Origin of the sequence: Streptococcus infantis SPAR10 (assembly GCF_000279535.1) — a bacterium.
Lineage (GTDB): Bacteria > Bacillota > Bacilli > Lactobacillales > Streptococcaceae > Streptococcus > Streptococcus infantis_I.
The window spans coordinates 118281-145000 of sequence record NZ_ALCH01000003.1 but is presented as its reverse complement, the minus strand read 5'-3'; the positions used below and the strand labels follow the sequence as shown (position 1 = coordinate 145000).

Sequence of the window (26720 nt, the reverse complement as noted above, 5' to 3'; positions counted from 1 at the left end):
TAGTAACAAGAAAATAAACCGAAAACGCTGTAGTATTAATAAGAGTTTATGACTGAAAGGTCAAAAAAGTAAGGTTAAGTTAATAAGGGCGCACGGTGGATGCCTTGGCACTAGGAGCCGAAGAAGGACGTGACAAACGACGATATGCCTTGGGTAGCTGTAAGTAAGCGATGATCCAGGGATTTCCGAATGGGGGAACCCAACAGGTACTACCTGTTACCCATATCTGTTAAGGATATGAGGAGGAAGACGCAGTGAACTGAAACATCTAAGTAGCTGCAGGAAGAGAAAGCAAAAGCGATTGCCTTAGTAGCGGCGAGCGAAACGGCAGGAGGGCAAACCGAAGAGTTTACTCTTCGGGGTTGTAGGACTGCAATGTGGACTCAAAGACTATAGAAGAATGACATGGGAAGGTCAGCCAAAGAGAGTGAGAGCCTCGTATTTAAAATAGTCTTTGTACCTAGCAGTATCCTGAGTACGGCGAGACACGTGAAATCTCGTCGGAATCTGGGAGGACCATCTCCCAACCCTAAATACTCCCTAGTGACCGATAGTGAACCAGTACCGTGAGGGAAAGGTGAAAAGCACCCCGGGAGGGGAGTGAAATAGAACCTGAAACCGTGTGCCTACAACAAGTTCGAGCCCGTTAATGGGTGAGAGCGTGCCTTTTGTAGAATGAACCGGCGAGTTACGATATGATGCGAGGTTAAGTTGAAGAGACGGAGCCGTAGGGAAACCGAGTCTGAATAGGGCGCTTTAGTATTATGTCGTAGACCCGAAACCATGTGACCTACCCATGAGCAGGTTGAAGGTGCGGTAAGACGCACTGGAGGACCGAACCAGGGCACGTTGAAAAGTGCTTGGATGACTTGTGGGTAGCGGAGAAATTCCAAACGAACTTGGAGATAGCTGGTTCTCTCCGAAATAGCTTTAGGGCTAGCGTCGACATTAAGATTCTTGGAGGTAGAGCACTGTTTGGGTGAGGGGTCCATCCCGGATTACCAATCTCAGATAAACTCCGAATGCCAATGAATTATGGTCGGCAGTCAGACTGCGAGTGCTAAGATCCGTAGTCGAAAGGGAACAGCCCAGACCACCAGCTAAGGTCCCAAAATAATTGTTAAGTGGAAAAGGATGTGGGGTTGCACAGACAACTAGGATGTTAGCTTAGAAGCAGCTATTCATTCAAAGAGTGCGTAATAGCTCACTAGTCGAGTGACCCTGCGCCGAAAATGTACCGGGGCTAAAACAATTTACCGAAGCTGTGGATACCTTTATAGGTATGGTAGGAGAGCGTTCTATGTGTGGAGAAGGTGTACCGTGAGGAGCGCTGGAACGCATAGAAGTGAGAATGCCGGTATGAGTAGCGAAAGACAGGTGAGAATCCTGTCCACCGTAAGACTAAGGTTTCCAGGGGAAGGCTCGTCCGCCCTGGGTTAGTCGGGACCTAAGGAGAGACCGAAAGGTGTATCCGATGGACAACAGGTTGATATTCCTGTACTAGAGTATGTAGTGATGGAGGGACGCAGTAGGCTAACTAAAGCAGACGATTGGAAGTGTCTGTCTAAGCAGTGAGGTGTGAATTGAGTTAAATGCTTAATTCTATAACATTGAGCTGTGATGGGGAGCGAAGTTTAGTAGCGAAGTTAGTGACGTCACACTGCCAAGAAAAGCTTCTAGCGTTTAACATACTCTACCCGTACCGCAAACCGACACAGGTAGTCGAGGCGAGTAGCCTCAGGTGAGCGAGAGAACTCTCGTTAAGGAACTCGGCAAAATGACCCCGTAACTTCGGGAGAAGGGGTGCTGACTTTACGTCAGCCGCAGTGAATAGGCCCAAGCAACTGTTTATCAAAAACACAGCTCTCTGCTAAATCGTAAGATGATGTAGTAGGGGGTGACGCCTGCCCGGTGCTGGAAGGTTAAGAGGAGTGCTTAGCGTAAGCGAAGGTATGAATTGAAGCCCCAGTAAACGGCGGCCGTAACTATAACGGTCCTAAGGTAGCGAAATTCCTTGTCGGGTAAGTTCCGACCCGCACGAAAGGCGTAATGATTTGGGCACTGTCTCAACGAGAGACTCGGTGAAATTTTAGTACCTGTGAAGATGCAGGTTACCCGCGACAGGACGGAAAGACCCCATGGAGCTTTACTGCAGTTTGATATTGAGTGTCTGTACCACATGTACAGGATAGGTAGGAGTCTATGAGATCGGGACGCCAGTTTCGAAGGAGACGATGTTGGGATACTACCCTTGTGTTATGGCCACTCTAACCCGGATAGGTGATCCCTATCGGAGACAGTGTCTGACGGGCAGTTTGACTGGGGCGGTCGCCTCCTAAAAGGTAACGGAGGCGCCCAAAGGTTCCCTCAGAATGGTTGGAAATCATTCGCAGAGTGTAAAGGTATAAGGGAGCTTGACTGCGAGAGCTACAACTCGAGCAGGGACGAAAGTCGGGCTTAGTGATCCGGTGGTTCCGTATGGAAGGGCCATCGCTCAACGGATAAAAGCTACCCTGGGGATAACAGGCTTATCTCCCCCAAGAGTTCACATCGACGGGGAGGTTTGGCACCTCGATGTCGGCTCGTCGCATCCTGGGGCTGTAGTCGGTCCCAAGGGTTGGGCTGTTCGCCCATTAAGCGGCACGCGAGCTGGGTTCAGAACGTCGTGAGACAGTTCGGTCCCTATCCGTCGCGGGCGTAGGAAATTTGAGAGGATCTGCTCCTAGTACGAGAGGACCAGAGTGGACTTACCGCTGGTGTACCAGTTGTCTTGCCAAAGGCATCGCTGGGTAGCTATGTAGGGAAGGGATAAACGCTGAAAGCATCTAAGTGTGAAACCCACCTCAAGATGAGATTTCCCATGATTTTATATCAGTAAGAGCCCTGAGAGATGATCAGGTAGATAGGTTAGAAGTGGAAGTGTGGCGACACATGTAGCGGACTAATACTAATAGCTCGAGGACTTATCCAAAGTAACTGAGAATACGAAAGCGTAAGGTTTTCTTGATATTTGATAGATATTCAATTTTGAGTAGGTATTACTCAGAGTTAAGTGACGATAGCCTAGGAGATACACCTGTACCCATGCCGAACACAGAAGTTAAGCCCTAGAACGCCGGAAGTAGTTGGGGGTTGCCCCCTGTGAGATATGGAAGTCGCTTAGCTCGAGGGAGTTTAGCTCAGCTGGGAGAGCATCTGCCTTACAAGCAGAGGGTCAGCGGTTCGATCCCGTTAACTCCCATAGGTCCCGTAGTGTAGCGGTTATCACGTCGCCCTGTCACGGCGAAGATCGCGGGTTCGATTCCCGTCGGGACCGTAATAACGAAAGTTATTTGACTCGTTAGCTCAGTTGGTAGAGCAATTGACTTTTAATCAATGGGTCACTGGTTCGAGCCCAGTACGGGTCATATTTGCGGGTTTGGCGGAATTGGCAGACGCACCAGATTTAGGATCTGGCGCTTAACGGCGTGGGGGTTCAAGTCCCTTAACCCGCATAATAGAAATCAGCCGGCTTAGCTCAGTTGGTAGAGCATCTGATTTGTAATCAGAGGGTCGCGTGTTCAAGTCATGTAGCCGGCATTTTTTTTAATATAAACCAGAGTCGATGCGAACGTAGTTCAGTGGTAGAACACCACCTTGCCAAGGTGGGGGTCGCGGGTTCGAATCCCGTCGTTCGCTTATAGAGGCCGGGGTGGCGGAACTGGCAGACGCACAGGACTTAAAATCCTGCGATTGGTAACGATCGTACCGGTTCGATTCCGGTCCTCGGCATATATTGAAGAGCACCCTTAGCTCAACTGGATAGAGTACCTGACTACGAATCAGGCGGTTAGAGGTTCGACTCCTCTAGGGTGCATTAAACATTTAACTCGGGAAGTAGCTCAGCTTGGTAGAGTACTTGGTTTGGGACCAAGGTGTCGCAGGTTCGAATCCTGTCTTCCCGATTGATGGCGGTGTAGCTCAGCTGGCTAGAGCGTCCGGTTCATACCCGGGAGGTCGGGGGTTCGATCCCCTTCGCCGCTATAATGATCTTGTTGGACCTTTAGCTCAGCTGGTTAGAGCTCTCGGCTCATAACCGAGTGGTCGTAGGTTCAAGTCCTACAAGGTCCATTGAAATGATGGAGGATTACCCAAGTCCGGCTGAAGGGAACGGTCTTGAAAACCGTCAGGCGTGTAAAAGCGTGCGTGGGTTCGAATCCCACATCCTCCTTTATTTATTATTAACGCGGGATGGAGCAGCTCGGTAGCTCGTCGGGCTCATAACCCGAAGGTCGTAGGTTCAAATCCTGCTCCCGCAATATTAGGCTCGGTAGCTCAGTTGGTAGAGCAATGGATTGAAGCTCCATGTGTCGGCGGTTCGATTCCGTCTCGCGCCATTTTTTAATATGATACTATGCGGGTGTAGTTTAGTGGTAAAACTACAGCCTTCCAAGCTGTTGTCGCGAGTTCGATTCTCGTCACCCGCTTTGAACTTTGTTCAAGTACCAAGTTTTTAACTTGGGCGCGTAGCTCAGGTGGTTAGAGCGCACGCCTGATAAGCGTGAGGTCGGTGGTTCGAGTCCACTCGTGCCCATTAATAGGAGAATTACTCAAGAGGCTGAAGAGGACGGTTTGCTAAATCGTTAGGTCGGGTAACTGGCGCAAGGGTTCGAATCCCTTATTCTCCGTAATTAAAGAGCTTTATAGCTCTTTTTTTATTGCCTTAGTCTTATATTATTCTTTTTATAACTCTTAAACATTTGATATAATGTAAGTGAAGTCACTACAATAATTAAATAACTATAAAGGAGTTTGTTATGGAAGAAAAGGGTATTTTAGGAGTTTTGCTAGTTCTATTTATGAGTCTTTTTATGTTTGGCTGTAGTAATCATAGTTCCGAAAATTCTAATCAGGGGCTTAGTCTATCAACAACTGTTAGTCAATCAAATACTAATGAACAAACTTCCGTAGAGTCTAAGAAAAATTTTAAAGAATTTTACAAGCCAGTTTTTGATAATTACCAAAAAATACTTTCTACACCGAAGGATGTAAATGCAATCTCTGGTCTCTATAAGAGTTTACAAGGCACTGAACGCCCTATCAATAGTTGGTCTGTTGAAAATGCAGTTTTTCAATCAGATAAGATGCGTTATACCTATGCGGATCTTAATCAAGATGGTGTAGAGGAATTATTAGTAGGCGTTGAGCAATCTAATGGTGATTATTTTATTTCGGGTCTTTATTATCTTGTAAATGAGAAACCGGTTCTTTTAGCAGAAGGTTTTTTAGCCGGCCATGGTGGTGCCAGAAATTCTATGAATATCTATAAGGGTGGCGATATCCTGGAATTAAGTTGGTCCTCTGGAACAGGAGAAGGTAGAGGAGTACTCTATCATCTGAATTTAAACCAGCAAGCTGCAAGTAAACTACAAGAACAGGATATTCGAGTTCCTGGGAATAAAAGTTTGCACTCTGACTTTGGTAAGACAGAAGCCGAATTAATGAACTTCAAGCAACTAGATTGGAAGAAATTTGAAAGCTCTACTAGCAGCAAGACTATTTCGAGTGAAGAACAAAAAGCTCCTTGGAATGCTAGCAAGTCTGCTAAATTAGAAGCCTTCATAAAAGGGTGGGGAGAAAGACTAGGACAACCCAATTACCAAAAGGGAATCTCAGGAGGAGATGTGGGGGCTGACCACCTCTATACACTTAGGGATGATGGACCAAGTGAGAAAATGAATGCTGAGTATACGGATACAGGTCTAGGAAATGCTCAGTACCGAATTGTAGAGCGTTATAGCAATTGGGATAAGTACCCGAATGTGCATAGTTACTTTTTTGCGATAACTAACACAGGAGAAACGATTGTTTTTCATTCACCAACGACAAATGGTGGAATCATGTACTTAAAACCGACAGAAAATACAGAGATCCAAGCAGAGTTTAAACGTTTGGTAGAAGAAGAATAATCAATCATAATGGAGAGTTTGGCCTTAGCCAAACTCTTTTTCTTATATATGATTTCAAGTCAAAATTGTTGACAGATGTAATTTCTAGCATTACAATATTATATTAATGATTACACTCTTATAAAAAGTGAGATAAGGATCTTAGCTTTTAAGGAGATGGTGAGGAAGAATATGATTGAATACAAACATGTAGCCTTGCGCTACACGGATAAGGACATTTTAAAAGATGTCAATCTCCGCATTGAAAATGGAGAATTCATGGTGCTAGTGGGTCCTTCAGGATCTGGAAAGACCACCATGATCAAGATGGTGAACCGTCTCTTGGAGCCGACTGATGGCAATATCTATATGGACGGAAAACGGATCAAGGACTATGATGAACGGGAATTACGTCTTTCTACCGGCTATGTCCTTCAAGCCATTGCTCTTTTTCCAAATTTAACGGTTGCTGAAAATATTGCACTGATTCCTGAGATGAAGGGCTGGAGTAAGGAACAAATAGCCACTAAAACAGAAGAACTCTTGGACAAGGTGGGTCTGCCTGCTGCAGAGTATGCAGAGCGCATGCCTAGTGAGTTATCAGGTGGGGAGCAACAACGGATTGGGATTGTGCGGGCCATCATTGCGGAGCCAAAAATCTTACTGATGGATGAGCCTTTCTCTGCTCTCGATGCCATTTCTCGCAAGCAGTTGCAGGCTCTGACAAAAAAATTGCACAAAGAGTTTGGTATGACCACTATCTTCGTGACTCATGATACGGACGAGGCCTTAAAATTAGGCGATCGAATTGCTGTTTTACAGGATGGGGAGATTTGCCAGGTCGCTGACCCTGAAACAATTTTACAAGCACCTGCGACAGACTTTGTAGCAAACTTGTTTGGAGGTGTCCTTCATGTCTAATTTCATTTCAATCTTTCAGGAGCGATTTAGTGAATGGGTAACAGCTCTGGGTCAACACCTACAATTATCTCTTTTGACCTTATTGGTCGCTATTTTTCTGACCATCCCACTTGCGGTTTATCTAAATGGTCACAAAAAAGTAGCGACCTGGGTGCTACAAGTTGCAGGTATCTTCCAGACCATTCCTTCAATGGCTTTGTTGGGGCTCTTTATTCCTTTCATGGGGATTGGAACCTTACCAGCACTCACAGCCCTTGTCATTTACGCTATTTTCCCGATTTTAGAAAATACAATCACAGCCCTGAATGGCATTGATCCTAGTCTTGAGGAGGCAGGGATTGCTTTTGGGATGACCAAGTGGGAGCGACTCAAGAAGTTTGAAATTCCACTTGCCATGCCTGTCATTGTATCGGGGGTTCGAACAGCGACCGTTATGATCATTGGGACAGCGACTCTAGCAGCTCTTGTGGGAGCTGGTGGATTGGGCTCCTTTATCCTTTTGGGAATTGATCGTCGGAATGCTAGTCTCATTTTAATCGGAGCAATCTCATCAGCCATCTTGGCCATTCTCTTTAATGTCATTCTCAAATACTTGGAAAAGGCAAAATTGCGTACGATTGTTTCGACCTTTGCTGTCATGGTCCTTGGTTTGGGAGTTAGTTATGTTCCAAGCATCATTCCACATAATGAGAAAGACAATCTCGTCATTGCTGGGAAGTTAGGACCTGAACCTGAGATTCTCATGAATATGTATAAACTTCTCATCGAGGAAAATACGGATATGACGGTGACGGTTAAACCCAATTTTGGGAAGACAGACTTTCTTTACCAAGCGCTGAAAAAAGGGGACATTGATATCTATCCAGAATTTTCTGGGACAGTGACAGAGAGTCTCCTCCAATCATCTCCACAAATTGGGCATGACCCGGAAAAGGTTTACGAGGTGGCTCGTGATGGTATTGCCAAACAGGATCAACTAGCCTTTCTTAAACCCATGGCTTATCAAAATACTTATGCTATAGCAGTTCCTAAAAAAATTGCGCAAGAATATGGGCTTAAGACGATTTCAGACTTGAAAAAAGTAGAAGGACAGCTCAAGGCGGGATTCACTCTGGAGTTTAATGACCGTGAGGATGGAAACAAGGGTTTGCAGTCTGTTTATGGATTGAATCTCAATGTGGCAACCATGGAGCCAGCTCTTCGCTACCAAGCCATCCAGTCAGGGGACATTCAAATTACAGATGCTTACTCAACAGATGCTGAAATTGCTCGCTATGATTTAGTGGTTTTGGAGGATGATAAACAACTCTTCCCTCCATACCAAGGCGCTCCACTCATGAAAGCTGAATTACTCGAAAAACATCCTGAGTTGGAAGCAGTACTCAATAAACTAGCTGGTAAAATCACCGAGAGCCAGATGAGTCAGATGAACTATCAGGTTGGTGTGGAAGGCCAATCAGCTGAAGAAGTGGCGCGTGATTTTCTAGTCCAGGAAGGATTGCTGAAGAAGTAAACTCTAGTTAGCTTTAGCTACGAACTTGTTCAAATAAGTTAGAATGATAAACCCATCTTGCTTTTGTGCAGGATGGGTTTTTGTGTAAGTTTAAGTCAAGAAATAAATACAATTAGCTAATCTAATAGAATTAAAAGTGTAAGAACTAGAGTAGTTTTTTTTCAGTCTTCATTTCCATGACGTCTAAGTAAAATCTCACTACTTGGTCTTCTTTATAAGATTTCCCCTTTTTCAGCCACCAGGTCAATGTCTCGATAAAGTTAATTACTACAAAATGCTTGAGGTAGGAAGCGGGAATGTTAGGATAGGAAACTTGCAAGTCCTCTGCTACCATAGGATAAACATGGTGTTCCAGTTCTTTCTGTAATTGACGGAGGAAGTAGTCATTTTTTGAGAAAAGAAGACTGGTCACGTGGTCTTGATTTTTCTTAAAATGCAAAAAAATATGTGTCAAATATGCTTCGATGCTAATATTTTCCTCGCGTTCAAAAAGGTGGTGAAAGAGATAGAGGCAAAGCTGGTCTAGGAGTAATTCTTTACTTTCATAATGGCTATAAAAGGTGGAACGACCAACATCTGCTAGGTCTATTATCTCCTGAACGGTGATTGTTTCAAAGTTTTTTTGATTTAGTAATTGCAAAAAAGCAGCATAGATGGCTTTTCGAGTCTTGGTAATGCGACGATCTTGAGTACTCATATGAACAATTTGAACAAACTGTTCAGTAACGTACATAGCGAACAGTTAGCCCCTATCCTTTCTTTTTGGAATGAGATATAATACTAGTAAAGATAATAATTATACTACTACTATTATACCAAAGGAGAATAAAAAATGACAACAAATCGTGCTGTTTGGCTGGCTTTTTTCTTAAATCTAAGCTTTGCCATTGTTGAATTTATCGCAGGTGGAGTATTTGGTTCGAGTGCTGTTCTTGCTGACTCTGTTCATGACTTGGGAGATGCAATCGCAATTGGGCTATCAGCCTTTCTAGAAACAATCTCCAATCGTGAAGAGGATAGTCATTACACTTTGGGCTACAAACGATTTAGCCTCCTAGGAGCTTTGATAACGGCTGTGATTCTTATGACAGGATCTGTACTTGTCATTTTGGAAAATATCACAAAAATGTTTCATCCACAACCTGTTAATGATAAGGGCATCCTCTGGCTTGGAATCATTGCGGTTACTATAAATGTGTTAGCAAGTTTAGTGGTTTGTAAAGGAAAAACAAAGAATGAATCTATTCTTAGCCTGCATTTTCTAGAAGATACTCTGGGCTGGCTGGCTGTTATCCTGATGGCAATTATTCTCCGATTTACAGACTGGTATATTTTGGATCCGCTCTTATCTCTTGTCATTTCTTTCTTTATTCTATCAAAAGCCATTCCACGTTTTTGGTCTACTCTCAAGATTTTCTTGGATGCTGTGCCAGAAGGAGTAGATATCAAGCAAGTCAAGAGTCGCTTAGAGCAATTGGACTATGTTGCTAGTGTCAATCAGCTCAATCTCTGGACTATGGATGGTTTGGAGAAAAATGCCATTATCCATGTTTGTCTCGAGCATGTCAAGCATATGGAAGTTTGTAAAGAATCCATTCGAGACATACTCAAAGATTGTGGTTTTCAAAATATTACCATTGAAGTGGATGCAGACTTAGCAAGCCACCAGGTCCATAAGCGTAATATGGCAGAGCTAGAAGCAAACCATGATCTCGATCATCATTGATGAGGCGTAGTATAAGTGAGCGAAAGCTTCATAAAAAGTGTATACTTGAAATAAGTTAGATACAGAGAGGTAAATGTTTATGAAATCAGCAGTCTATAAAAAAGCAGGTCAGGTTGGTATTGAAGAGGTTAAACGTCCAAGCATTCAAGAAGCGGATGATGTGATTATCCGTGTGGTTCGTGCTTGCGTATGTGGTTCAGACCTATGGAGTTACCAAAATCCAGATATTAAAGCGGGACATAAAAATAGTGGACACGAAGCGATCGGAATCGTTGAAGAAACTGGAGAAGCTATTACAACGGTCAAGCCCGGTGATTTTGTGATTGTGCCATTTACTCATGGTTGTGGGGAGTGTGATGCCTGTCGTGCTGGATTTGATGGTTCCTGTGACAATCATATCGGAAATAACCTAGGAGGGAATTTCCAAGCTGAATATCTCCGCTTCCACTATGCCAATTGGGCACTTGTTAAAATCCCTGGACAACCGTCCGATTATACAGAAGGGATGCTTAAATCCCTCTTGACTCTGGCTGATGTCATGCCGACTGGCTATCATGCAGCGCGTGTGGCTAATGTTCAAAAAGGCGACAAGGTTGTCGTTATTGGGGATGGGGCTGTTGGCCAATGTGCTGTCATCGCAGCTAAGATGCGTGGAGCTTCACAAATTATCCTTATGAGTCGTCACGAAGATCGACAACAAATGGCCTTGGAGTCAGGAGCGACAACTGTTGTAGCTGAGCGAGGAGAAGAAGGAATTGCCAAGGTGCGTGAAATTCTTGGCGGTGGAGCAGATGCAGCACTTGAGTGTGTTGGTACTGAGGCGGCTGTTGAGCAAGCACTGGGTGTCCTTTATAATGGCGGTCGCATGGGATTTGTAGGAGTTCCACATTATAAGAATCGTGCTCTTGGTTCAACATTTATGCAAAATATATCTGTTGCAGGTGGAGCGGCTTCTGCAACAACATACGATAAGCAATTCTTGCTCAAAGATGTTCTTGATGGTGATATCAATCCAGGTCGTGTCTTTACCACAAGTTATAAATTGGAAGATATCGACCAAGCTTACAAGGCTATGGATGAACGCAAGACTATTAAGTCTATGATTGTGATGGATTAATACTCTTCGAAAATCTCTTCAAACCACGTCAGCTCTATCTGCAACCTCAAAACAGTGTTTTGAGCTGACTTCGTCAGTCTTATCCACAACCTCAAAGCAGTGCTTTGAGCAACCTGCGGCTAGCTTCCTAGTTTGCTCTTTGGTTTTCATTGAGTATAAAAAGAAAAACCTAATAGGATTTGAGAATCTCTATTAGGTTTTTTTATGTTCAAGTGTTGTGCTTAATGCAAGGTGCTTTCTCTTAACGTCAATTTGGTTCCAAGCATGGTGAGGCTTGGAATTTTACGCCCATGAAGAACTTCTCTGTTTAAAATATCCATTCCTGTACGTCCCATTTCTTCGGTGTAGACTGAGATACTGGAAAGGGGTGGGAACACTTGCTTGGTTAGAATAGTATCATTAAAGGAAATAATACTGACGCGCTCCGGTATGCTGATGCTGGCTTCTTGAAGGGCGCGAAGGGCACCAATGGCCAGGCTATCACTAGCTGCAAAAAAGGCTTGTGGAAGTTTATCTCCTAATTTTTCGATAGCCTCTTTCATCAAGTCGTATCCAGATTGGGCAGTAAATAGTCCTTGAAAAACGAATTTCTCGTTATAGATTCCCTTTTCTTGTGTATAGGATTTAAAGTAACCTAAGCGTTTGTCTGCGATGACTTCTTCTTGGTCAGTAGTCGTTTCAAGACCGGATAAGATACCAATCTTCTTAATCCCGTGGTCTGTAAAGTAATCGACTACCTGTCTAACAGCATTATTAAAATCTGTAATGACACAGGTGTGTCCCAAGGCTATGGTGTCACTATCTAGAAAAACTAGAGGTTTTTGATATTCTTCAAATGATGCAATCTGTGCTTGGCTAAATTTTCCAATACAAAGAATTCCAATGACTTCTTCGCTAAGCGTAAAAGGTTGATCATTGAAATAGCGTAAGATTTCGTAATCTAATTCTTGTGCCCTATTTTCGATTCCTAGTCGAATCTGGTAGTAGTAGAGGTCTTCCAACTCACCTTGTTCGCTGACCCACTGGATAATGGCAATCTTTTGTTTCAGTTTGTGACTTTCGCCTGTTTTGAGATGTTTGGTATAACCTAGTTCTTCGGCGACAGTTAAAATACGATGTCGGGTTTCTTCTGTGACAGATAGACTCTGATCGCGATTGAGGACACGGGATACAGTTGCGATTGAGACAGAGGCTAACTGAGCAATATCTTTGAGTGTAGCCATAATTCCCCTCCTTTTTAGGTTATTATATCATATTTTTCTATCTTTTTACTCATAGTTTAGTAAAATATCGGTAAAAATGTTGACCAAAGCAAAACCCTTGGGTACAATAGAAGAAAACGATTACAAGGTAAACTTTTTTACCTAACAAATTGTCAAAGGAGAATTCATATGACACAACATCTTACTGCTGATGCACTTCGCAAGGACTTTCTTGCTGTTTTTGGTCAAGAAGCAGATCAAACCTTCTTCTCACCAGGCCGTATCAACTTGATTGGGGAACATACTGACTACAACGGTGGGCATGTTTTCCCAGCGGCTATTTCATTAGGAACTTACGGAGCTGCACGCAAGCGTGATGACCAAGTTTTGCGTTTCTACTCAGCAAACTTTGAGGACAAAGGCATTATCGAAGTTCCTCTGGCTGACCTTAAGTTTGAGAAAGAGCACAACTGGACCAACTATCCAAAAGGTGTCCTTCATTTCTTGCAAGAAGCTGGACATGTGATTGATAAAGGATTTGATTTCTATGTCTATGGGAATATCCCAAATGGTGCTGGTTTGTCATCTTCAGCTTCTTTGGAGCTATTGACAGGTGTCGTGGCAGAATACCTCTTTGACCTAAAATTGGATCGTCTAGATTTAGTAAAAATCGGGAAATTGACAGAGAACAACTTTATTGGGGTTAACTCTGGTATCATGGACCAATTTGCTATCGGTATGGGGGCAGACCAACGTGCTATTTATCTGGATACAAATAGTTTAGAATATGACTTGGTCCCCCTTGATTTGAAGGACAATGTTGTTGTTATCATGAACACTAACAAACGCCGTGAACTTGCGGATTCTAAGTACAATGAACGTCGTGCTGAATGTGAAAAAGCAGTAGAAGAACTCCAAGTGGCCTTAAATATTCAAACCTTGGGTGAATTGGATGAATGGGCTTTTGATGAATATAGCTACCTCATCAAAGACGAAAATCGCTTGAAACGTGCGCGCCATGCCGTTCTTGAGAATCAACGTACCCTTAAAGCACAAGCGGCTCTTCAAGCAGGAGATTTAGACAAGTTTGGTCGTTTGATGAATGCATCTCATGTTTCACTGGAGCATGACTACGAAGTAACTGGCTTGGAATTAGATACCCTTGTTCATACAGCTTGGGCTCAAGAAGGTGTTCTCGGTGCTCGTATGACAGGAGCAGGTTTTGGTGGTTGTGCAATTGCCTTGGTTCAAAAGGATGCTGTTGAGTCCTTTAAAGAAGCTGTAGGCAAGCACTATGAAGAAATCGTTGGCTACGCTCCAAGTTTCTATATCGCTGAAGTGGCAGGTGGAACTCGCATCCTTGAATAGTCAGAAGGAGGTTATTAAGTGACCTTAGTAGAAAATTTTGTGACCAAAGTCATTGCAGAAAGTAGTTTTGAAGAGTTGGATCGGATCTATCTAACCAATCGTGTTTTAGCACTAGTGGGAGATGGAGTTCTTGAAATTGAGACTGACCAGGATAACTTGATTGAACTAAAAGATCAGCTTGTCGAGGAAGCCGTTCGATTGGAAACAATTGAAGATAGTCAGACTGCGCGTGAGATTCTCGGTGCTGACCTCATGGACTTGGTAACCCCTTGTCCAAGTCAAGTTAATCGTGACTTTTGGGATACCTATGCCCAGTCACCAGAGCAGGCAATTTCAGATTTCTACCAACTCAGTCAGAAGAATGACTACATCAAACTGAAGGCTATCGCAAAGAATATTGCTTATCATGTACCATCTGACTACGGTGAACTTGAGATTACCATCAATCTCTCTAAGCCTGAAAAGGATCCAAAAGAGATAGCGGCAGCTAAGTTGGTCAAGTCGAGTAACTATCCTCAATGTCAGCTCTGTATGGAAAATGAAGGCTACCATGGTCGTGTCAATCATCCAGCTAGAAGCAATCACCGTATTATACGTTTTGATATTTCTGGGCAGGAGTGGGGCTTCCAGTATTCGCCTTACGCTTACTTTAATGAGCACTGTATTTTCCTAGATAGCAAGCATCGTCCTATGGCCATTAGTCGTCAAAACTTTGAACGTTTGTTAGCGATTGTGGAGCAGTTTCCAGGCTACTTTGCTGGTTCGAATGCAGACTTACCAATCGTGGGTGGTTCCATCCTGACCCATGATCATTACCAAGGTGGTCGTCATGTTTTCCCAATGGAAGTGGCTCCTATTCAGAAAAGCTTTACCTTTGCAGGTTTTGAAACTGTCAAAGCAGGAATTGTCCAGTGGCCTATGTCTGTGATTCGATTGACGTCGGATTCAAAAGACGAGCTGACTAACCTTGCGGATAAAATCTTGCTGGCTTGGCGTCAGTATTCTGATCCAAGTGTTCAGGTCTTGGCGGAAAGCAATGGAACACCGCACCATACCATTACACCGATAGCCCGTAAACGAGATGGGCAGTTTGAGTTAGACTTGGTTTTACGGGATAACCAAACATCTCCAGAGCATCCAGATGGTATCTATCATCCCCACAAGGATGTCCAACATATCAAGAAGGAAAATATCGGCTTGATAGAGGTCATGGGTTTGGCAATCTTGCCACCACGCTTGAAGGAAGAAGTGGAGCAAGTAGCAGCTTACCTAGTCGGAAAGGATGTTTCAGTAGCAGATTATCACCAAGAATGGGCAAATGAGTTGAAAGAATCCCATCCTGGATTGACTGACAAAGACCAAGCTCTTAATATCGTCCAAGAATCTGTTGGAAAAATCTTTGCTCGAGTTTTGGAAGATGCAGGAGTTTACAAGCAAACAGAAGAAGGACAAGCTGCCTTTATGCGCTTTGTGGAGCTGGTTGGTATTTTGCCCGAATAAGTACTTGTCTCTTGCGTAGAGTCTTGAAAAGTAGTATCATAGTGTCGTTTGAAATATCAGGAGGAACGTATGAAAGATTTTCACTTTGACGCTATATCTGCCTTTGAAAATTACGAAATTGAAAAAATGAGAGATGGCCACGTTGTGGTGACGACAAAAGTAGTGGACTCCTCACTCAACTACTATGGAAATGCCCATGGAGGTTATCTATTTACCCTTTGTGACCAAATTAGTGGCCTTGTGGTGATTTCGCTAGGATTAGACGGGGTGACACTCCAGTCTTCCATCAATTATCTGAAAGCCGGAAATCTAGGAGATGTTCTCACTATCAAAGGAGAATGTGTCCACCAAGGACGTACCACTTGTGTCGTCGATGTTGACATCATCAACCAAGATGGCCGAAATGTCTGCAAAGCAACCTTCACCATGTTTGTCACAGGACATCGATCTGAAGATAGACAGGTGAGGATATAGGAAACAAAAAAAGAGGCAGATGACTCTTTTTTATTACTTTTCCACTCTAATGATTTATTATTCTATTCACTAAATCTTAAAAAATAGCCATCTGGGTCTAGAACTGCAAATTCATGAGGGTAGATATATTGTTCACCAACTCGAAATTCTCTTTTAGTCAAAGGACGATAGATGGGATAGTTGGCTTCCAGCAGTTTTTGGTGGAGCTGAGGGACATCCTTGATACCAAAGGAAATATTGACACCACGCCCGAAAGGATAAGTCAGTTGGGATAATTCTTCTGCGTTGCCTTCTTCTAGCATAAGTTGGCAGTCTTCAAGCGAAAGGAAGAGAAATTTTTCCTCTGGACGCTCGTATTCGACAGAGAATCCCAATAAGTCGCAGTAAAAGTGACGCGATTTCTCGATATCCGATACGACAAATTCAGGGATGACAGCTTGATAGTCCATTCGTTTTCTCCTTAGAAATCAATCTCCAAGACAATCGGTGTATGGTCTTGGCGTGCGCCTGAGTCAATCATGTCTGACTTGGTAACCTTGTCTGCTACACGGTTACTTGTGAGCCAGTAGTCGATTCTCCAGCCTGTATTGTTGATTTTTGAAGTTTTGCTACGTTGTGCCCACCAAGTATAGCGTTCTGGCACATCGCCATGTATATGGCGGAAGGTATCTGTAAATCCTTTGGCTAAAAGGTTTGTAAATCCTTCACGTTCTTCGTCTGTAAATCCTGGTGAACGACGGTTGCTGGCTGGGTTGGCAAGGTCAATTTCCTTGTGGGCAACATTGTAGTCTCCTGTTGCTAGGACAGGTTTTTGCTTGTCTAGTTGAGCCAAGTACTCTGCATATTTGACATCCCAGACTTGACGTTCTTCCAAGCGTTTGAGTCCATCACCAGCGTTTGGTGTGTAAACTTGGGTCACGAAAAATGTATCAAATTCTAAAGTGATGATGCGACCTTCAGAGTCCATGGTAGAAGGAGCACCGATTTCTGGGAAACTGATAGTTGGAGTCAGTTCTTTCTTATAGAGGAACATGGTTCCAGCATAGCCTTTACGAGCAGGTTCTTGAGAGGAACGCCAAGTATTTTCATATCCAGGGAAGAGTTCTTCTAACACCTCAAGATGTTTTTTAGTAGGCCCTGTAGCTGAAAGCTTGGTTTCTTGGATGGCGATGATATCAGCGTTTTCAGCAACCAAGGTTTGGAGGACGTCTTGTGATAATTTCGCACGCGCAGAATCGCTCGTGAGTGCAGCGTTTAGGGAATCAATATTCCATGAGATCAGTTTCATAATGTTTACCTTTTCATTCAGATTATAGACAATATTATACCAGAAAAAGAAGCAATTCCCCAGCGTATAGTTTGAAAAATCCAGGTCATTCCTATATAATAAAGAATGATTTATGTAAAAGATTGAAAATAAATGAAATGTTACTCCTTTGAGTATCTTTATCGCTGAATATGACAAAGTTTAAGTTAGTGTCATCACCTATGAATAGGAAAAACCTGAGGCAGTCGCCTCAGGTTTCCATTTGTCATTAGAAAGGAATTTTATGTCCATCATCCAAAAACTCTGGTGGTTTTTTAAATTAGAAAAACGCCGTTACCTAGTTGGAATTGTAGCTTTGGTTTTGGTTTCTGTACTAAACCTTATCCCACCTATGATCATGGGGCGCGTGATCGATGCCATCACTTCGGGACGATTAACACAAGATGAGCTCCTGCTTCATCTCTTTTATCTCCTGCTGGCAGCTTTCGGTATGTATTACCTGCGTTATGTTTGGCGCATGTATATCCTAGGGACCTCCTACCGACTTGGACAAATCATGCGTTCAAGACTATTTGAGCACTTTACAAAGATGTCTCCCGCTTTTTATCAGAATTATCGAACCGGGGACCTGATGGCTCACGCAACCAATGATATCAATGCCCTGACTCGTCTAGCAGGTGGTGGTGTCATGTCGGCGGTGGATGCCTCTATCACGGCCTTGGTGACTCTGCTGACTATGCTCTTTAGCATTTCTTGGCAGATGACCTTGGTTGCCATTCTACCTTTGCCATTTATGGCCTATGCGACTAGTCGTCTGGGGAGAAAGACCCATAAGGCTTTTGGAGAATCGCAAGCAGCCTTTTCTGAACTCAACAATAAGGTTCAAGAATCTGTATCAGGTATCAAGGTAACCAAGTCCTTTGGTTATCAATCTGATGAGTTGGCATCTTTCCAGGAAGTCAATGATTTGACCTTCCAAAAGAATCTGCAAACCATGAAATATGATAGCCTCTTTGACCCTATGGTTCTACTCTTTGTTGGTTCTTCCTATGCCTTAACTCTCTTAGTCGGTGCTTTTATTGTGCAAGCAGGACAAGTAACCGTTGGTAATCTTGTCACCTTTATCTCTTACTTGGATATGTTGGTCTGGCCCTTAATGGCTATTGGATTCCTCTTTAATATTACTCAAAGAGGGAAGGTTTCTTATCAACGAATTGAGAGTCTTTTGTCTCAAGAATCACCTGTCAAAGATCCAGAATCTCCACTTGACGGGATTGAAAATGGGCGCTTGGACTATGCCATTGATCGTTTTGCCTTTGAAGACGAAGAGACGCTGAGAGATATACATTTTAGTCTCGAAAAAGGGCAAACCTTGGGTTTGGTTGGGCAAACTGGTTCAGGGAAAACTGCTTTGATTAAATTGCTCCTACGTGAGTATGATGTTGACCAAGGAGCTATTTATCTAAATGGTCATGATATTCGTGACTATCGACTAGCTGACTTACGTAGTTTGATGGGATACGTCCCACAGGACCAATTTCTCTTTGCTAGTTCCATCTTAGAGAATATTTGTTTTGGAAATCCCGACCTACCTTTCTCTGCAGTAGAAGAAGCGACTCAGTTGGCTCAAGTCTATCAAGACATTCAAGCCATGCCTGAGGGATTTGATACAGTTATCGGGGAAAAAGGTGTCAGTCTATCTGGTGGACAAAAGCAACGTCTGGCTATGAGTCGGGCTATGATTTTAAATCCTGATATCTTGATTTTAGATGATTCCTTGTCAGCTGTGGATGCTAAGACAGAGTTCGCGATCATCGATAATCTCAAGGAAACTCGCAAAGATAAAACGACTATCATCACTGCCCATCGTCTCAGTGCAGTTGTTCATGCTGATTTGATCTTGGTTATGCAAAATGGACAGATTATCGAACGTGGGACTCATGAGGACTTACTAGCCTTGGATGGTTGGTATGCCCAAACCTACCAGTCTCAACAGTTAGAAATGAAAGGAGAAGAAGATGCGGAATAAACAAGAACAATGGGCTGTATTAAAGCGTTTGTTGTCTTATCTTAAGCCTTATGGGCTCCTCACCTTTTTAGCCTTAGCTTTTCTCCTTGCGACAACTGTTGTTAAGAGTATTATCCCCCTGGTAGCTTCTCACTTTATCGACCAGTATCTAAACAACCTTAATCAGCTTGCTGTTACAGTTTTGCTAGTTTACTATGGTCTCTACATTCTTCAAACCATTGTCCAATATGTGGGGAATCTCCTTTTTGCGCGCGTGTCCTACAGTATCGTTAGAGATATTCGACGTGATGCCTTTGCCAATATGGAGAAGCTAGGCATGTCTTACTTTGATAAAACGCCTGCAGGTTCTATTGTCTCTCGTTTGACAAATGACACCGAGACTATCAGTGATATGTTTTCGGGAATCTTATCTAGCTTTATCTCGGCAGTCTTTATATTCGTGACGACCCTTTATACCATGTTAGTTTTGGACTATCGTCTGACTGCTTTAGTCTTGCTCTTTCTGCCTTTGATTTTCCTTTTGGTTAATCTCTACCGTAAAAAATCGGTCAAGGTCATTGAAAAAACCAGAAGTCTACTGTCAGATATTAACAGTAAGCTGGCAGAAAATATAGAAGGAATTCGTATTATTCAAGCCTTTAACCAAGAAAAACGCCTGCAAGAAGAGTTTGATGAGATAAACCAGGAACACTTAGTCTACGCTAACCGTTCAGTAGCCTTGGATTCTCTCTTTTTACGTCCAGTTATGAGTTTGTTGAAGCTGTTGGGATATGCGGTTTTGATGGCTTACTTTGGCTATCGTGGACTTTATCTAGGAATAACGGCAGGAACTATGTATGCCTTTATCCAGTACATCAACCGCCTCTTTGATCCGCTCATCGAGGTAACGCAAAACTTTTCTACTCTTCAGACATCCATGGTGTCAGCAGGTCGTGTCTTTGCACTGATCGATGAGACCAACTATGAACCGGTCCAAGAAAATGGACAAGCCGAGATTAGAGAAGGGAATCTCCGCTTTGAACACGTGTCCTTCTCTTATGATGGAAAACACCAAATTCTCGATGATATTTCCTTTACCGTCAATAAAGGTGAAACCATTGCCTTTGTCGGACATACAGGATCGGGAAAATCTTCTATCATCAATGTCCTCATGCGTTTTTACGAATTTCAGTCAGGACGGGTTCTACTAGATGGTGTGGATATTCGAGAGTATAGTCAAGAGGAGCTGAGAAAAAACATCGGTTTGGTTCTACAGGACCCCTTCCTCTATCATGGGACCATTAAGTCCAATATCGCCATGTACCAAGATATCAGCGATGACCAAGTCAAGGCTGCAGCAGAATTTGTCGATGCAGATTCCTTCATTCAAGATCTTCCTTTAGGTTATGATGCTCCTGTATCTGAGCGTGGTTCGAGTTTTTCAACCGGTCAACGTCAGCTTCTTGCCTTTGCTAGAACTGTTGCCAGTCAACCTAAAATCCTGATTTTGGATGAAGCAACAGCCAATATCGACTCTGAAACAGAAGCTCTGGTCCAAAATTCCCTAGCTAAGATGAGACAAGGTCGGACAACCATTGCCATCGCCCATCGCCTTTCTACCATTCAAGATGCTAATTGTATCTATGTTCTTGATAAGGGACGTATCATTGAAAGTGGGACCCACGAGGAACTCCTAGCATTGGGTGGAACCTATCACAAGATGTATAGTTTGCAAGCAGGTGCTCTTTCCTAAGGAAGAATTCCTTTAAAACATAGATTTCTTGCACTGCCTCTTTCATTTTGTGGTATAATGTAGAATGTTAATAAAGATTATATAAAAACAGAGGAGAATGTGCATGCTGAAATGGGATGAACTACCTCAAGAAATGCAATTGAGCGAGGTAAAACCATACTACCAGCTTGTGTCTAGAAGAAAAGGCTCACTGATTTTCAAGCGTTGTCTAGATTTGTTTCTAGCCGTAGTCTTGTTAATCTTGACCTCCCCCTTATTTCTGATTCTAAGCATCTGGATCAAGCTAGATAGCAAGGGTCCAGTTATTTACAAGCAAGTGCGGGTAACCCAGTACAACCGTCATTTCAAGATTTGGAAATTCCGGACCATGGTGACGGATGCTGATAAAAAAGGAAGTCTAGTAACTTCTGCAAATGACAGTCGTATCACAAAAGTTGGAAATTTCATTCGACGTGTTCGTTTGGATGAATTGCCGCAATTGGTCAATGTCCTCAAAGGAGAGATGTCTTTTGTAGGAACACGCCCAGAAGTACCACGCTACACAGAGCAGTATAGCCCTGAAATGATGGCTACCTTGCTTTTGCCAGCGGGGATTACATCCCTTGCCAGCATTAACTATAAGGATGAGGATGCCATCATCAGTCAAATGACTGCAAAAGGTATGACGGTTGACCAGGCTTATGTGGAAAGAGTCCTTCCAGAGAAAATGCACTTTAACCTAGCCTACCTACGTGATTTTAATTTCTTCGGAGATATCAAAATCATGTTCCAGACCGTAGTTGAAGTTTTAAAATAAAGTAGTCATAAGAGTGAATACAGTAAAAGGAGTAAATCAATGACAAAGTATAATATTCCATTTTCACCACCCGATATTACCGAAGCTGAAATTGCTGAAGTAGCCGATACCCTTCGTTCTGGTTGGATCACAACAGGTCCAAAGACAAAAGAACTAGAGCGTCGTCTGTCCGTCTATACTCAAACGCCTAAGACAGTCTGCCTCAACTCTGCAACAGCAGCTCTTGAATTGATCTTGCGCGTACTTGAAGTAGGGCCTGGTGACGAAGTCATCGTTCCAGCTATGACTTATACAGCATCATGTAGCGTCATCACTCACGTAGGTGCGACACCAGTGATGGTTGATATCCAAGATGATACCTTTGAAATGGACTATGATAAGCTTGAGCAAGCTATTACTGAGAAGACTAAAGTCATCATCCCGGTAGAACTAGCAGGGATTATCTGTGACTATGACCGTTTGTTCCAAGTTGTAGAAAAGAAACGCGACCTCTTTACAGCTGCTAGCAAGTGGCAGAAGGCTTTTAACCGTATTGTGATTGTCTCTGATAGTGCCCATGCTTTAGGTTCAACCTATAAGGGACAACCAGCCGGTTCAATTGCTGACTTTACTTCATTCTCTTTCCACGCAGTTAAGAATTTTACAACTGCAGAAGGAGGAAGTGCCACTTGGAAAGCCAATCCAGCGATTGACGATGAAGAAATGTACAAGGAATTCCAAATCCTTTCCCTTCATGGTCAAACAAAAGATGCTCTTGCCAAGATGCAACTGGGTTCATGGGAATACGATATCGTAACACCAGCCTACAAGTGCAACATGACAGATATCATGGCTTCACTTGGTCTAGTTCAGCTAGATCGTTATCCTGCTTTATTACAACGTCGTAAGGACATCGTGGATCGCTATGACCGTGGATTTGCAGGGACTCCTATCCATCCATTGGCTCATGAGACAGATACTGTTGAATCTTGTCGTCACCTTTACATCACCCATGTAGAAGGTGCTAGTCTCGAACAACGTAATCAAATCATTCAAGAATTGGCCAAGGCAGGAATTGCAAGTAATGTTCATTACAAACCGCTTCCGCTTTTGACAGCCTATAAGAATCTTGGCTTTGATATGGCAGATTATCCGCGAGCTTATGCCTTCTTTGTAAACGAGATTACACTACCACTTCACACGAAATTAACGGACGAAGAAGTAGATTATATCATTGAGACTTTTGTCAGAGTTTCTGAAGAAATTCTAGGTGCTTCACAAAAATAATTAAAAAAATTAGTAAAAAATGAATGAAAACGATTGACAAAGAAAAAACAATAACATATAATTAACTCAACAAATCAGAAAAGTAGTTATTTTTGATCTTCAGGGAGCCTGTGGTTACTGTGAACAGGTGGTTGAAAGTAGTGAAATTGGGCTGATTTGAAAAAATGAATTTGAAACAATGAAAATTCGGTAGGCACACCTTACAGTGCAACTTGTTGTTAGACAAGGCAGAGATGTAAAGGGGATATTCTCTTTACAATTGAGGTGGTACCGCGTTACGAACGCCCTCACATGGAAATATATTCCGTGTGTGGGCTTTTTCTATCCGTCATTTTGTATATCTTTTATTAGGGCATGAACTTAGAGTAATATTCAAGTTTTACTTGTTCTTTAAGTAAAGGCTGAAATGGTCCCCCAGACCATTTCACTACCAAAAGCAAACAAAAAGCCGGATTCATACAGAAGGAGGAAAAATTTATGACAACTAAAGGATATTTTGGACAATTTGGTGGTAGTTTTGTACCAGAACCAATTCAGGTTTTACTAGATGAATTAGAAGTGACTTTTGAAAAATACAAGGATGATCCAGAGTTTTTAGCTGAGTTTCGTCATTACTTGAAGGATTATTCAGGTCGCGAAACACCGCTCTATTTTGCAGAAAGTTTGACAGAGCACCTAGGCGGAGCTAAGATTTATCTCAAGCGTGAAGACCTTAACCACTTGGGTTCTCACAAACTGAACAATGTTTTGGGACAAATCCTTCTAGCAAAACGCATGGGTAAAAAGCGTGTCATTGCTGAGACAGGAGCTGGCCAGCACGGTGTTGCGACAGCTGCAGCTGCGGCCAAATTTGGTATGGCATGTGATGTCTATATGGGAGCAGAAGATGTGGAGCGTCAACGTCTCAATGTCTTCCGTATGGAGATGATGGGAGCAACTGTTCATGCAGTTGAAACAGGAACACGTACTCTGAAGGATGCGGTCGATGCAGCCTTTGGAGCATGGATGAATGACCTTGAAGCTTTCTACGTTTTAGGTTCTGCTGTAGGTCCTCACCCTTATCCAACTATTGTTCATGAATTCCAAAAAGTCATCAGTGAAGAATCACGTCGTCAAATCTTGGAAAAAGAAGGACGTCTACCAGACTACGTCATTGCCTGTGTGGGCGGTGGTTCCAATGCTATCGGAGCTTTTTCACAGTATGTAGCTGATGAAGAAGTAAAATTGGTTGGGGTAGAAGCTGCTGGTCACGGTTTAGATACCGATAAACACGCGGCAACTATGACTAAGGGTAGTGTCGGAATTGTCGATGGAATGAAGACCTATGCAGTCTTTAAGGAAGATGGAGAGCTCGCGCCAGTTTACTCTATCTCAGCAGGTTTGGACTATCCAGGGGTTGGTCCAGAACATGCCTTCTTTAAAGACTCTGGTCGAGTAGAATATGTAGCAGCGACCGACGAAGAAGCTGTCCAAGCCTTGCTTTTATTAAGCAAAACAGAAGGAATCATCCCTGCAATTGAAAGCTCACATGCTATCGCTGAAGCAGTCAAACGCGCACCAAAACTAAGTAAAGATGAGATTATCATCATCAATGTCTCTGGTCGTGGAGACAAGGACGTAGCTGCCATTGCAGACTACCTTGAAGCTAAAAAATAAAAGATGGAAAAGATACAGAGATTTCTCTCACAGAGAGCTTGTGGTTGCTGAAAACAAGCAGAGAAAACTGTAAGATTGGGTCTATCTGAAAATGAGAGAAGAAAACATAATTCTCAAGGGAGTGCCCTTTATCGCACAGCCTGTTACAGGAGCTATCTGAGACAGGAATGAGAGATAGGAGAAATCCTATAATTGAGGTGGCACCGCGAATTTCGTCCTCACGCAAGTTATTTTGCGTGGGGATTTTTTGTAGAATCAACACGGGATTTAAGAAGAACTGAAAGGGAAATTACAATGGAAGGAATCATTCATGGAGATGTTTTATCACCAATCTTGGCTTATATGCGTTTGAACGGACAACACAAGGTCATACTTGAAAGTATCCCAAGAGAAAAGGAAAATGCTCGTTTTTCTATCTTGGCCTATAATCCAGTTTTTGAAATTAAGTTCGAAAATGGAGTCCTTTATCAAAATGGCCAAGTGATTGATCGGGATCCCTTGGATTTCCTTTATGAGGTGACTCATAAGAGTCAGCACCATTCAGACCTACCTTTTGGTGGTGGAGCTATTGGCTTTGTTGGCTACGATATGATTTCTCTCTATGAAGAAATTGGCCAGCTCCCTGAGGATACGATTGGGACACCAGATATGCATTTCTTCGTTTATGAGAGTTATATAGTTTTTGACCATAAGAAAGAAAAAATTCATATCATAGAGGATGCTCTCTATAGTGAACGTAGTAATGAAGAACTAGAAGTGGCTTTAGATCAGGTTTTAGAAGAGTTGAAAATCCCTGCTCCAAATGAATTTGAAGATTTGGACGTTTCTTCACTTCAGTTTAGACCACACATTGCACCTCAGAAATTTGAAGAAATGGTAGAAACAGCTCGCGACTTGATTCGCAACGGAGATATGTTCCAATGTGTGCTCAGTCAGCGCTTCTCCGCAGAGGTAACTGGAAATCCTTTTGACTTCTACAGAAATCTCCGAGTGACCAATCCATCAAATTATCTTTACTTTTATGATTTTGGAAATTATCAAATTATCGGTGCCAGTCCAGAGAGCTTGGTTTCCGTCAAGAATGGTATCGTGACAACCAATCCAATTGCAGGTACGCGACCTAGAGGTGCCAATGACGAGGAAGATGCAGCACTTGCAAGTGATCTACTTTCTGATGAAAAGGAAACGGCAGAACACCGAATGTTGGTGGACTTGGGACGAAATGATATCGGTAGAATTGCTGAAACAGCAAGTGTCCAAGTAACCAAGTATATGGAAGTGGAACTTTTCCGCTATGTCATGCATTTGACCAGCGTGGTTAAGGGACATTTATTACCAGAACTGACTGCCATGGATGCCTTGAAGGCGACACTTCCGGCAGGAACAGTATCGGGAGCACCAAAGATTCGGGCCATGAAACGCATCTATGAACTAGAAACAGAGAAGCGAGGTGTCTATGCAGGAGCTATCGGTTACTTATCAGCAACTGGAGACATGGATTTTGCTATTGCAATTCGAACCATGATTCTTAAAAATAAAAGAGCCTATGTACAGGCTGGTGCAGGAATTGTTTATGATTCCATCGCCCAGAACGAATACCAAGAAACGATTAACAAAGCTAAATCTATGACAAGAATGGGAGAACTAAGACCATGATTTTATTGATTGATAATTATGATTCATTTACCTATAACCTAGCTCAATATATCGGGAATTTCGCAGAAGTTCAGGTTTTGAGAAATGATGATCCACATCTTTATGAACATGCTGAAAAGGCAGATGGACTGGTCTTTTCTCCTGGTCCAGGTTGGCCAGATGATGCTGGGAAAATGGAAGAAATGATTCGTGATTTTGCAGGTAAGAAACCTATTCTAGGGATTTGTTTGGGACACCAAGCCATCGCAGAAGTCTTTGGTGGTAAGTTGGGTTTGGCTCCTAAAGTTATGCACGGGAAACAAAGTCAAATTCGATTTGAGACTCCATCAGTTCTCTATCAAGGTATTGAGGATGGTCGTCCAGTGATGCGTTACCACAGTATTTTAATCGAAGAGATGCCAGAAGAGTTTGAAGTGACAGCTCGTTCGACAGATGACCAAGCTATTATGGGGATTCAACACAAAACTCTTCCGATTTATGGCTTGCAGTATCATCCAGAAAGTATTGGAACGCCAGATGGCCTATCTTCTATTCAGAATTTTATCGAGAAAGTTGTAAAGTGAGGAACAC

General features: G+C 42.9%; 19 protein-coding genes, 17 tRNA genes, 2 rRNA genes and 2 other annotated features. Of the genes, 34 read left to right on the top strand and 4 right to left on the bottom strand.

Annotated features, from left to right (window positions below; all coding sequences use genetic code 11):
- Positions 1–72 precede the first annotated feature (72 nt).
- From SPAR10_RS05175 to SPAR10_RS05070, 22 genes are all read left to right on the top strand, one after another.
- A 23S ribosomal RNA gene (locus tag SPAR10_RS05175) occupies positions 73–2971 on the top strand.
- Between the two features lie 77 nt (positions 2972–3048).
- Positions 3049–3164, top strand: a 5S ribosomal RNA gene (gene rrf / locus SPAR10_RS05170).
- Positions 3165–3168: 4 nt separating this feature from the next.
- Positions 3169–3241 (top strand) — tRNA-Val (locus SPAR10_RS05165).
- Between the two features lie 2 nt (positions 3242–3243).
- Positions 3244–3316 (top strand) — tRNA-Asp (locus tag SPAR10_RS05160).
- A gap of 18 nt (positions 3317–3334) precedes the next feature.
- A tRNA-Lys gene (locus tag SPAR10_RS05155) sits at positions 3335–3407 on the top strand.
- Positions 3408–3412: 5 nt separating this feature from the next.
- Positions 3413–3494 (top strand) — tRNA-Leu (locus SPAR10_RS05150).
- A gap of 12 nt (positions 3495–3506) precedes the next feature.
- A tRNA-Thr gene (locus tag SPAR10_RS05145) sits at positions 3507–3579 on the top strand.
- 27 nt (positions 3580–3606) lie between these two features.
- Positions 3607–3678, top strand: a tRNA-Gly gene (locus tag SPAR10_RS05140).
- A 7-nt stretch (positions 3679–3685) separates the two neighbouring features.
- Positions 3686–3771: transfer RNA gene (locus tag SPAR10_RS05135), tRNA-Leu, on the top strand.
- A gap of 11 nt (positions 3772–3782) precedes the next feature.
- Positions 3783–3856: transfer RNA gene (locus SPAR10_RS05130), tRNA-Arg, on the top strand.
- Positions 3857–3870: 14 nt separating this feature from the next.
- Positions 3871–3944: transfer RNA gene (locus SPAR10_RS05125), tRNA-Pro, on the top strand.
- A gap of 5 nt (positions 3945–3949) precedes the next feature.
- Positions 3950–4023, top strand: a tRNA-Met gene (locus SPAR10_RS05120).
- 13 nt (positions 4024–4036) lie between these two features.
- Positions 4037–4110: transfer RNA gene (locus SPAR10_RS05115), tRNA-Ile, on the top strand.
- A 10-nt stretch (positions 4111–4120) separates the two neighbouring features.
- Positions 4121–4210 (top strand) — tRNA-Ser (locus tag SPAR10_RS05110).
- A gap of 14 nt (positions 4211–4224) precedes the next feature.
- Positions 4225–4298, top strand: a tRNA-Met gene (locus SPAR10_RS05105).
- Between the two features lie 5 nt (positions 4299–4303).
- Positions 4304–4376 (top strand) — tRNA-Phe (locus SPAR10_RS05100).
- A gap of 19 nt (positions 4377–4395) precedes the next feature.
- Positions 4396–4466, top strand: a tRNA-Gly gene (locus SPAR10_RS05095).
- 33 nt (positions 4467–4499) lie between these two features.
- Positions 4500–4573: transfer RNA gene (locus tag SPAR10_RS05090), tRNA-Ile, on the top strand.
- Positions 4574–4579: 6 nt separating this feature from the next.
- Positions 4580–4667: transfer RNA gene (locus tag SPAR10_RS05085), tRNA-Ser, on the top strand.
- A gap of 129 nt (positions 4668–4796) precedes the next feature.
- A complete protein-coding gene (locus SPAR10_RS05080) occupies positions 4797–5948 on the top strand; it encodes a DUF4767 domain-containing protein (protein WP_004251521.1) in 1152 nt (383 codons plus the stop codon).
- Positions 5949–6119: 171 nt separating this feature from the next.
- The gene (locus SPAR10_RS05075) at positions 6120–6848 is read left to right on the top strand and encodes an ABC transporter ATP-binding protein (RefSeq protein ID WP_004251518.1); all 729 of its coding nucleotides are present in this window, start codon (positions 6120–6122) and stop codon (positions 6846–6848) included.
- Complete coding sequence (locus SPAR10_RS05070; protein WP_004251515.1) at positions 6841–8361, top strand: ABC transporter permease/substrate-binding protein; 1521 nt, start codon at positions 6841–6843, stop codon at positions 8359–8361. Before SPAR10_RS05075 ends, SPAR10_RS05070 begins: the two co-directional genes overlap by 8 nt.
- A 145-nt stretch (positions 8362–8506) precedes the next feature.
- Here SPAR10_RS05070 and SPAR10_RS05065 read toward each other — a convergent pair whose 3' ends face one another.
- On the bottom strand, positions 8507–9058 hold the full coding sequence (locus SPAR10_RS05065) for a TetR/AcrR family transcriptional regulator (protein WP_004251513.1): 552 nt from the start codon (positions 9056–9058) through the stop codon (positions 8507–8509).
- Positions 9059–9193: 135 nt separating this feature from the next.
- Between SPAR10_RS05065 and SPAR10_RS05060 the strand changes: the two genes are divergently transcribed.
- Positions 9194–10087, top strand: a complete 894-nt coding sequence (locus SPAR10_RS05060; RefSeq protein ID WP_004251510.1) for a cation diffusion facilitator family transporter — start codon at positions 9194–9196, stop codon at positions 10085–10087.
- Positions 10088–10166: 79 nt separating this feature from the next.
- Complete coding sequence (locus tag SPAR10_RS05055; protein ID WP_004251508.1) at positions 10167–11204, top strand: zinc-binding dehydrogenase; 1038 nt, start codon at positions 10167–10169, stop codon at positions 11202–11204.
- A gap of 221 nt (positions 11205–11425) precedes the next feature.
- Here SPAR10_RS05055 and SPAR10_RS05050 read toward each other — a convergent pair whose 3' ends face one another.
- On the bottom strand, positions 11426–12427 hold the full coding sequence (locus SPAR10_RS05050; protein WP_004251506.1) for a LacI family DNA-binding transcriptional regulator: 1002 nt from the start codon (positions 12425–12427) through the stop codon (positions 11426–11428).
- Between the two features lie 168 nt (positions 12428–12595).
- On the opposite strand from SPAR10_RS05050, the gene SPAR10_RS05045 reads away from it, so the two are divergent.
- The 3 genes from SPAR10_RS05045 (at position 12596) to SPAR10_RS05035 (ending at position 15748) form a co-directional block, all read left to right on the top strand.
- On the top strand, positions 12596–13774 hold the full coding sequence (locus SPAR10_RS05045) for a galactokinase (RefSeq protein WP_004251504.1): 1179 nt from the start codon (positions 12596–12598) through the stop codon (positions 13772–13774).
- Between the two features lie 18 nt (positions 13775–13792).
- A complete protein-coding gene (locus SPAR10_RS05040) occupies positions 13793–15274 on the top strand; it encodes a UDP-glucose--hexose-1-phosphate uridylyltransferase (protein WP_004251502.1) in 1482 nt (493 codons plus the stop codon).
- Between the two features lie 69 nt (positions 15275–15343).
- Positions 15344–15748 carry a PaaI family thioesterase gene (locus tag SPAR10_RS05035; protein ID WP_004251500.1) on the top strand — a complete coding sequence of 135 codons (405 nt, stop codon included), beginning with the start codon at positions 15344–15346 and terminating at the stop codon, positions 15746–15748.
- Between the two features lie 62 nt (positions 15749–15810).
- Here SPAR10_RS05035 and SPAR10_RS05030 read toward each other — a convergent pair whose 3' ends face one another.
- Both SPAR10_RS05030 and SPAR10_RS05025 read right to left on the bottom strand, forming a co-directional pair.
- Positions 15811–16197: a bleomycin resistance protein gene (locus SPAR10_RS05030; protein ID WP_004251499.1), complete on the bottom strand. Its 387-nt coding sequence runs from the start codon at positions 16195–16197 to the stop codon at positions 15811–15813.
- Positions 16198–16208: 11 nt separating this feature from the next.
- Complete coding sequence (locus SPAR10_RS05025; RefSeq protein WP_004251496.1) at positions 16209–17036, bottom strand: exodeoxyribonuclease III; 828 nt, start codon at positions 17034–17036, stop codon at positions 16209–16211.
- A gap of 262 nt (positions 17037–17298) precedes the next feature.
- On the opposite strand from SPAR10_RS05025, the gene SPAR10_RS05020 reads away from it, so the two are divergent.
- The 7 genes from SPAR10_RS05020 to SPAR10_RS04990 all read left to right on the top strand — a co-directional run bounded on the left by SPAR10_RS05020 (position 17299) and on the right by SPAR10_RS04990 (position 26713).
- Positions 17299–19044: an ABC transporter ATP-binding protein gene (locus SPAR10_RS05020; RefSeq protein ID WP_004251494.1), complete on the top strand. Its 1746-nt coding sequence runs from the start codon at positions 17299–17301 to the stop codon at positions 19042–19044.
- Positions 19034–20776, top strand: coding sequence for an ABC transporter ATP-binding protein (locus tag SPAR10_RS05015; protein WP_004251493.1), 1743 nt, complete (start codon positions 19034–19036; stop codon positions 20774–20776). The genes SPAR10_RS05020 and SPAR10_RS05015 overlap by 11 nt, the downstream gene beginning before the upstream one ends.
- A 103-nt stretch (positions 20777–20879) precedes the next feature.
- Entirely contained in the window at positions 20880–21572 is a 693-nt protein-coding gene (locus SPAR10_RS05010) for a sugar transferase (protein WP_004251491.1), read from the top strand.
- 39 nt (positions 21573–21611) lie between these two features.
- Positions 21612–22838 carry a DegT/DnrJ/EryC1/StrS family aminotransferase gene (locus SPAR10_RS05005; RefSeq protein ID WP_004251488.1) on the top strand — a complete coding sequence of 409 codons (1227 nt, stop codon included), beginning with the start codon at positions 21612–21614 and terminating at the stop codon, positions 22836–22838.
- A 60-nt stretch (positions 22839–22898) separates the two neighbouring features.
- Positions 22899–23130 (top strand) — a binding site (T-box leader).
- A gap of 185 nt (positions 23131–23315) precedes the next feature.
- Positions 23316–24494, top strand: coding sequence for a tryptophan synthase subunit beta (gene trpB / locus SPAR10_RS05000; RefSeq protein ID WP_004251478.1), 1179 nt, complete (start codon positions 23316–23318; stop codon positions 24492–24494).
- Positions 24491–24717, top strand: a binding site (T-box leader). It overlaps the preceding gene by 4 nt.
- A 71-nt stretch (positions 24718–24788) precedes the next feature.
- Positions 24789–26150: an anthranilate synthase component I gene (trpE, locus tag SPAR10_RS04995; protein ID WP_004251466.1), complete on the top strand. Its 1362-nt coding sequence runs from the start codon at positions 24789–24791 to the stop codon at positions 26148–26150.
- Positions 26147–26713, top strand: coding sequence for an aminodeoxychorismate/anthranilate synthase component II (locus SPAR10_RS04990; protein ID WP_004251465.1), 567 nt, complete (start codon positions 26147–26149; stop codon positions 26711–26713). Before trpE ends, SPAR10_RS04990 begins: the two co-directional genes overlap by 4 nt.
- The last annotated feature ends 7 nt before the right edge of the window (positions 26714–26720 follow it).

Excerpts from the sequence above, each read along its gene's own strand:
- SPAR10_RS04990 (WP_004251465.1), top strand. The coding sequence starts at position 26,147 with ATGATTTTATTGATTGATAATTATGATTCATTTACCTATAACCTAGCT.
- SPAR10_RS05025 (WP_004251496.1), bottom strand. The coding sequence starts at position 17,036 with ATGAAACTGATCTCATGGAATATTGATTCCCTAAACGCTGCACTCACG.
- SPAR10_RS05065 (WP_004251513.1), bottom strand. The coding sequence starts at position 9,058 with ATGAGTACTCAAGATCGTCGCATTACCAAGACTCGAAAAGCCATCTAT.
- SPAR10_RS05080 (WP_004251521.1), top strand. The coding sequence starts at position 4,797 with ATGGAAGAAAAGGGTATTTTAGGAGTTTTGCTAGTTCTATTTATGAGT.
- trpE (WP_004251466.1), top strand. The coding sequence starts at position 24,789 with ATGGAAGGAATCATTCATGGAGATGTTTTATCACCAATCTTGGCTTAT.
- trpB (WP_004251478.1), top strand. The coding sequence starts at position 23,316 with ATGACAACTAAAGGATATTTTGGACAATTTGGTGGTAGTTTTGTACCA.
- SPAR10_RS05055 (WP_004251508.1), top strand. The coding sequence starts at position 10,167 with ATGAAATCAGCAGTCTATAAAAAAGCAGGTCAGGTTGGTATTGAAGAG.
- SPAR10_RS05075 (WP_004251518.1), top strand. The coding sequence starts at position 6,120 with ATGATTGAATACAAACATGTAGCCTTGCGCTACACGGATAAGGACATT.
- SPAR10_RS05020 (WP_004251494.1), top strand. The coding sequence starts at position 17,299 with ATGTCCATCATCCAAAAACTCTGGTGGTTTTTTAAATTAGAAAAACGC.
- SPAR10_RS05005 (WP_004251488.1), top strand. The coding sequence starts at position 21,612 with ATGACAAAGTATAATATTCCATTTTCACCACCCGATATTACCGAAGCT.
- SPAR10_RS05045 (WP_004251504.1), top strand. The coding sequence starts at position 12,596 with ATGACACAACATCTTACTGCTGATGCACTTCGCAAGGACTTTCTTGCT.
- SPAR10_RS05035 (WP_004251500.1), top strand. The coding sequence starts at position 15,344 with ATGAAAGATTTTCACTTTGACGCTATATCTGCCTTTGAAAATTACGAA.
- SPAR10_RS05015 (WP_004251493.1), top strand. The coding sequence starts at position 19,034 with ATGCGGAATAAACAAGAACAATGGGCTGTATTAAAGCGTTTGTTGTCT.
- SPAR10_RS05030 (WP_004251499.1), bottom strand. The coding sequence starts at position 16,197 with ATGGACTATCAAGCTGTCATCCCTGAATTTGTCGTATCGGATATCGAG.
- SPAR10_RS05050 (WP_004251506.1), bottom strand. The coding sequence starts at position 12,427 with ATGGCTACACTCAAAGATATTGCTCAGTTAGCCTCTGTCTCAATCGCA.
- SPAR10_RS05010 (WP_004251491.1), top strand. The coding sequence starts at position 20,880 with ATGCTGAAATGGGATGAACTACCTCAAGAAATGCAATTGAGCGAGGTA.
- SPAR10_RS05070 (WP_004251515.1), top strand. The coding sequence starts at position 6,841 with ATGTCTAATTTCATTTCAATCTTTCAGGAGCGATTTAGTGAATGGGTA.
- SPAR10_RS05060 (WP_004251510.1), top strand. The coding sequence starts at position 9,194 with ATGACAACAAATCGTGCTGTTTGGCTGGCTTTTTTCTTAAATCTAAGC.